Annotated in this window: 7 protein-coding genes; 4 read left to right on the forward strand and 3 right to left on the reverse strand. The window is 69.0% G+C overall.

Annotated features, from left to right (window positions below):
* A partial coding sequence (locus RT567_RS14075) for a diacylglycerol kinase family lipid kinase (protein WP_313576903.1) occupies positions 1 to 686 on the forward strand: 686 nt, incomplete at its 5' end.
* A complete protein-coding gene (locus tag RT567_RS14080; protein WP_313576904.1) occupies positions 686 to 1,474 on the forward strand; it encodes a metallophosphoesterase in 789 nt (262 codons plus the stop codon). The genes RT567_RS14075 and RT567_RS14080, both read left to right, overlap by 1 nt.
* Positions 1,475 to 1,550: 76 nt before the next feature.
* On the opposite strand, the gene RT567_RS14085 is transcribed toward RT567_RS14080, so the two are convergent.
* From RT567_RS14085 to RT567_RS14095, 3 genes are all read right to left on the reverse strand, one after another.
* Entirely contained in the window at positions 1,551 to 1,730 is a 180-nt protein-coding gene (locus RT567_RS14085) for a DUF1328 domain-containing protein (RefSeq protein ID WP_003166483.1), read from the reverse strand.
* A 101-nt stretch (positions 1,731 to 1,831) separates the two neighbouring features.
* Positions 1,832 to 2,230, reverse strand: coding sequence for a hypothetical protein (locus tag RT567_RS14090; RefSeq protein WP_313576905.1), 399 nt, complete (start codon positions 2,228 to 2,230; stop codon positions 1,832 to 1,834).
* Positions 2,230 to 2,574, reverse strand: a complete 345-nt coding sequence (locus RT567_RS14095) for a glycine zipper domain-containing protein (RefSeq protein ID WP_087141844.1) — start codon at positions 2,572 to 2,574, stop codon at positions 2,230 to 2,232. The genes RT567_RS14090 and RT567_RS14095 overlap by 1 nt, the downstream gene beginning before the upstream one ends.
* A gap of 158 nt (positions 2,575 to 2,732) precedes the next feature.
* Between RT567_RS14095 and RT567_RS14100 the strand changes: the two genes are divergently transcribed.
* Together RT567_RS14100 and maiA are read left to right on the forward strand one after the other, a co-directional pair.
* A complete protein-coding gene (locus tag RT567_RS14100; RefSeq protein ID WP_313576906.1) occupies positions 2,733 to 3,386 on the forward strand; it encodes a fumarylacetoacetate hydrolase family protein in 654 nt (217 codons plus the stop codon).
* Positions 3,383 to 4,015: a maleylacetoacetate isomerase gene (gene maiA / locus RT567_RS14105; RefSeq protein ID WP_313576907.1), complete on the forward strand. Its 633-nt coding sequence runs from the start codon at positions 3,383 to 3,385 to the stop codon at positions 4,013 to 4,015. The genes RT567_RS14100 and maiA overlap by 4 nt, the downstream gene beginning before the upstream one ends.
* The last annotated feature ends 233 nt before the right edge of the window (positions 4,016 to 4,248 follow it).

Here is a 4,248-nt window from a genome sequence, read left to right on the forward strand (position 1 = left end):
TGGCGGGCGATGGGACGGCGCGCGCGGTCGCCGCTCGCGCCGGGCCGGAGGGGCCGCTGATCGCCCCCTTGCCCGGCGGCACCATGAACATGCTGCCCAAGGCCCTGTACGGCACGGCGGACTGGAAGGCGGCGCTTCGGCTGGCGCTGGAAGAAGGCGCGCCCCAGTGCGTCTCCGGCGGCGAGGTCGAGGGCGAGGCCTTCTACTGCGCCGCCATCCTGGGTTCGCCCGCCCTGTGGGCCCCGGCGCGCGAGGCCATTCGCGAGGGCAAGCTGAAGATGGCCTGGACCTATGGCCGTCGGGCGCTGAAGAAGGCCTTCTCGGGCCGCGTGCGCTATGCGCTGGACGGCGGGTCGCGGGAAAAGGCTGAGGCCCTGGTGCTGATCACCCCGCTGATCTCCAAGGCCATGGTCAAGTGCGACGGGCTGGAGGCGGCGGCCATGAACACCGCCGACGCGGCCCAGGCCTTCCGCCTGGCCGCCCACGCCCTGTTCGACGACTGGCGCCAGGATCCGACCGTCACCACCCGCGGCGCGCGCAAGATCGAGGTCGAGGCCCGTTCGCGCATTCCCGCCGTGATCGACGGCGAGCCGATGCTGCTGGGCCGCGAGACCTCGGTGAAATTCGTATCCCGCGCCTTCATGGCTCTAGCGCCCAAGCCTCCGGCGGGCAGGGACAGCGTCTAGTGGGTCTGGTCCTTCAGTTCTCGGACGTTCATTTCGGATGCGAGCATGAACACGCGGTGGCGGCGGCGGCCGACTACGCCCACGCGGCCGGGGCCGACCTGATCCTGATCACCGGCGACATCACCCAGAGGGGCTATCCGCGCGAGTTTGCGGCGGCGGGCGAATGGATCCGCGCCCTGCCCGAGCCGGTCTTCGTCACCGTCGGCAATCACGACGTGCCCTATTGGGACGTGCTGGCCCGGCTGTTCTGGCCCTGGCGGGCGTTCGAGCGGGCGACCGGCCATCCGGCGCATGACCATCAGTTCCGTCGCGAGGGTCTGATGGTGCGCGGGGTGACGACGGCGCGCGGCTGGCAGGCGCGGCCCAACTGGTCGAAGGGCGTCATCGATCTGGACCAGACGCGCCGCGCGGCCGAGGCCCTGCGTCAGGCGCCGGGTGGGGCCTTGCGCGTCCTGGCCTGCCATCACCCGCTCATCGAGATGATCGGCGCCCCCATGACGGGGGAGGTCAAGCGCGGCGAGCGCGCGGCCCGCATCTTCGCCGAGGCGGGCGTCGATCTGATCGTCACGGGCCATGTCCATGTGCCCTTCGCCCTGCCGATCGGGGTGGGGGATCATTGTTCCTATGCGGTCGGCTGCGGAACGCTGTCGCATCGCGAGCGCGGGGCGCCGCCCAGCTTCAACCGCATCGAATGGGACGCCGAGACGGTGACGGTCTCGGCCGTGGCCTGGGACGGGCGCCGCTTCGCCGATCACCAGACCTGGCGGCTTCCACGCCGCCGCGCCTGACGGCTCCAGGTTTCAATCACGAAAAAGGGCCGCGACGCCATGGTCGCGGCCCTGATTTCAGTGTCTGGCCGTTCGGCTAGATGCGCGGTCCGCCGCGCCCCCTCAGGCCGCCCACCAACAGGGAGACGACGAACAGGATAACGGCGATGATGGCGATGAATTTGGCGATCTCGAACGACATGCCCGAGATGCCGCCAAAGCCGAGAACAGCCGCGACCAAGGCGATGATAAAGAAAATAATAGCCCAACGAAGCATAGGCGAACCCTCCGAGAAGTGTTGACGGGAGCGCGCTTTCGACCTCTCCCGTCGATAACGTCGCTTGCTTGAAACAACGCCTCGGAGGCTTGGCTGTTCCTTTAGCGCCGGTTTCGGACTCTGCTTTTCTCGGTAAAGGCGGCCGCCACCATGGTGGCCAGCGCCGGGTTGCGCAGGAAGATGAAGCCGCCCGCCAAAGCCGCCGCGGCGCCCAGGATCGGACGCTGCTGGAACAGCCGGAAGGCTCGTACGCCGAGGCCCTCGGGCTCGTCGTACTCCTCGTCCTCGTCGTCACCATGCGCCCGTCGCACGAAGACCAGGGCGACGATGGCCGCGATCAGGGCGAACAGCAGGGCGGTCAGGGCGGCGCCGATCAGAGGCGGCACGACCAGCAGCAGCAGATAGTAGACCGTGGCCCCCAGGGCGACCATGGCCACGAAGGCCGCGCCGGCGGCGACGAAAGTCGCCACCGCGCGGTTGATGAGCCCCCGCCCGATCATCAGCGCCGACGCCCGGCCAGCAGCAGGCCCAGGACGACGCCGACGCCGAGCGCGATGGCGGTCGACTGGATCGGACGCTCCTGCACGCGCTCGACGACATAGCGCTGGGCCTCGTCGAACTTCTCGGCGGCGTCGTCGTAATACTCGCGACCGCGCACCTTGGCGTCGTCGTAATAGCCACGCGCTTTCTCGCGCAGCTCCTCGCCCTGCTCGCGCAGGCGGGCTTCGGCCTCGGAGGCCTTTTCCTTCAGACGCTGGGTTTCCTCGCGGGCGCCCGTCTTGAGGTCTTCCTTCAGGGTCTTGAGGTCGTTCTTGATGTCTTCACGAGCCTTGGACGTGGCCATGATGCGCGCTCCGCTCCTTGTGTAAGCTTGACGATTAAATAGAGAAGCCCTGCCCGGAACGCCACACCGACGATCAAGGTTCCTGCAATGCAGCATGTGCGAAGGTCGCGGATGCGGCCATCTGGCGCGGCGCGCGCGACGCTTCTAGAACAGGCGTCATGACCCAATGGCTGTTCCCGCCCGCCCCGACGCCGTCCCTGCCGATCGAAGGCGAGGCGCGCCGCCTGCCCGTGCGGCGCATCCTGTGCGTGGGCCAGAACTACGCCGCCCACGCCCGCGAAATGGGGGCCGATCCCGACAAGCCTGCGCCCTTCTTCTTCGCCAAGCCGGGCGACGCCCTGGTCGTGGACGGCGCGGACCCGGCCTATCCGTCGGCGACGCAGAACCTGCATTATGAGGTCGAGCTGGTCGTGGCCCTGGGCGCGGACGCCCGGCCGGTCGGCTGGGCCGTCGGCGTCGATCTGACGCGGCGCGATCTTCAGGCCGAAGCGAAGGCCAAGGGGCGGCCGTGGGAGGCGGGCAAGGCCTTCGACCAGTCGGCGCCCTGCGGCGCGCTCAGCCTGACGCCGCCCGCGTCCGACGCGACGATTGAGCTGAATGTCAACGGCGAGGTCCGCCAGTCCAGCCGCCTGTCCGACATGATCTGGGACGTGGACGGCGTCCTGTCCAAGGCGTCCGAGCTGTGGGCGCTGCAACCCGGCGACCTGATCTTCACGGGCACGCCCGAAGGCGTCGGCGCCCTCCAGCGCGGCGATCGGGTCGAGGCGATCATCAGCGGCCTGCCGCCGCTCAACTTCACGGTGCAATCATGATCCTGCACGGTTACTGGCGCTCGGGCACCAGCTATCGCACCCGCATCGCCCTCAATCTCAAGGGGATCGCGTATCGACAGGCGGCGCTGGATCTGCGCACGGGCGCCCAGAAGTCCGGCGCCTATCTCCGGCTCAATCCGCAGGGCCTGGTTCCGGCGCTGGAGACCGACGACGGCCTGGTGCTGACCCAGAGCCCCGCCATTCTGGAGTGGCTGGAGGAGACCCATCCCGAGCCGTCCCTGCTGCCGCGCGACGCGGCGGGCCGGGCCCAGGTGCGGGCGATGGCGGCGGTGATCGGCTGCGACATCCATCCGCTCAACAATCTGCGGGTGCTGAAGGCGGTGCGCGGTCTGGGCGCCGATCAGGCGGGGGTGGACGCCTGGGCCGGTCAATGGATCATCGACGGCTTCACGGCGCTGGAGGCTCTGGTCGTGCGTCACGGCGAGGGCTGGTGCTTCGGCGGCGCGCCGACCCTGGCCGACTGCTACTTGATGCCGCAGCTCTATTCGGCGCGGCGGTTCAACGTCGATCTGGCGATCTTTCCGCGCCTGCTGGAGATCGAGGCGCGGGCCGAGGCGCATCCGGCCTTCATTGCCGCCCTGCCGGAAAACCAGCCGGACGCGGATTAAGCGTCTTCATTCACCAACGGCGTTGATTTCAGTCAATCTCCCTTAAGCTTTGACGGCGAAAGTGACGGTGTGAGATTCGCCGTTCCGCCCTCTCCGGCCGACAAACTCGCCATCGCCCTGGTGGTCGAGCCTGATCGGTCCCGCCCGCTGCCGCCCGGCCAGCGGGAGGAAGCGACGCGCCACCTGCTTCAGACCGCGGGCGACGCCGGAATCGGCTTGGTCGCCACCCGCCC

Origin of the sequence: Brevundimonas sp. (assembly GCF_032107865.1) — a bacterium.
Taxonomy (GTDB): Bacteria; Pseudomonadota; Alphaproteobacteria; order Caulobacterales; family Caulobacteraceae; genus Brevundimonas.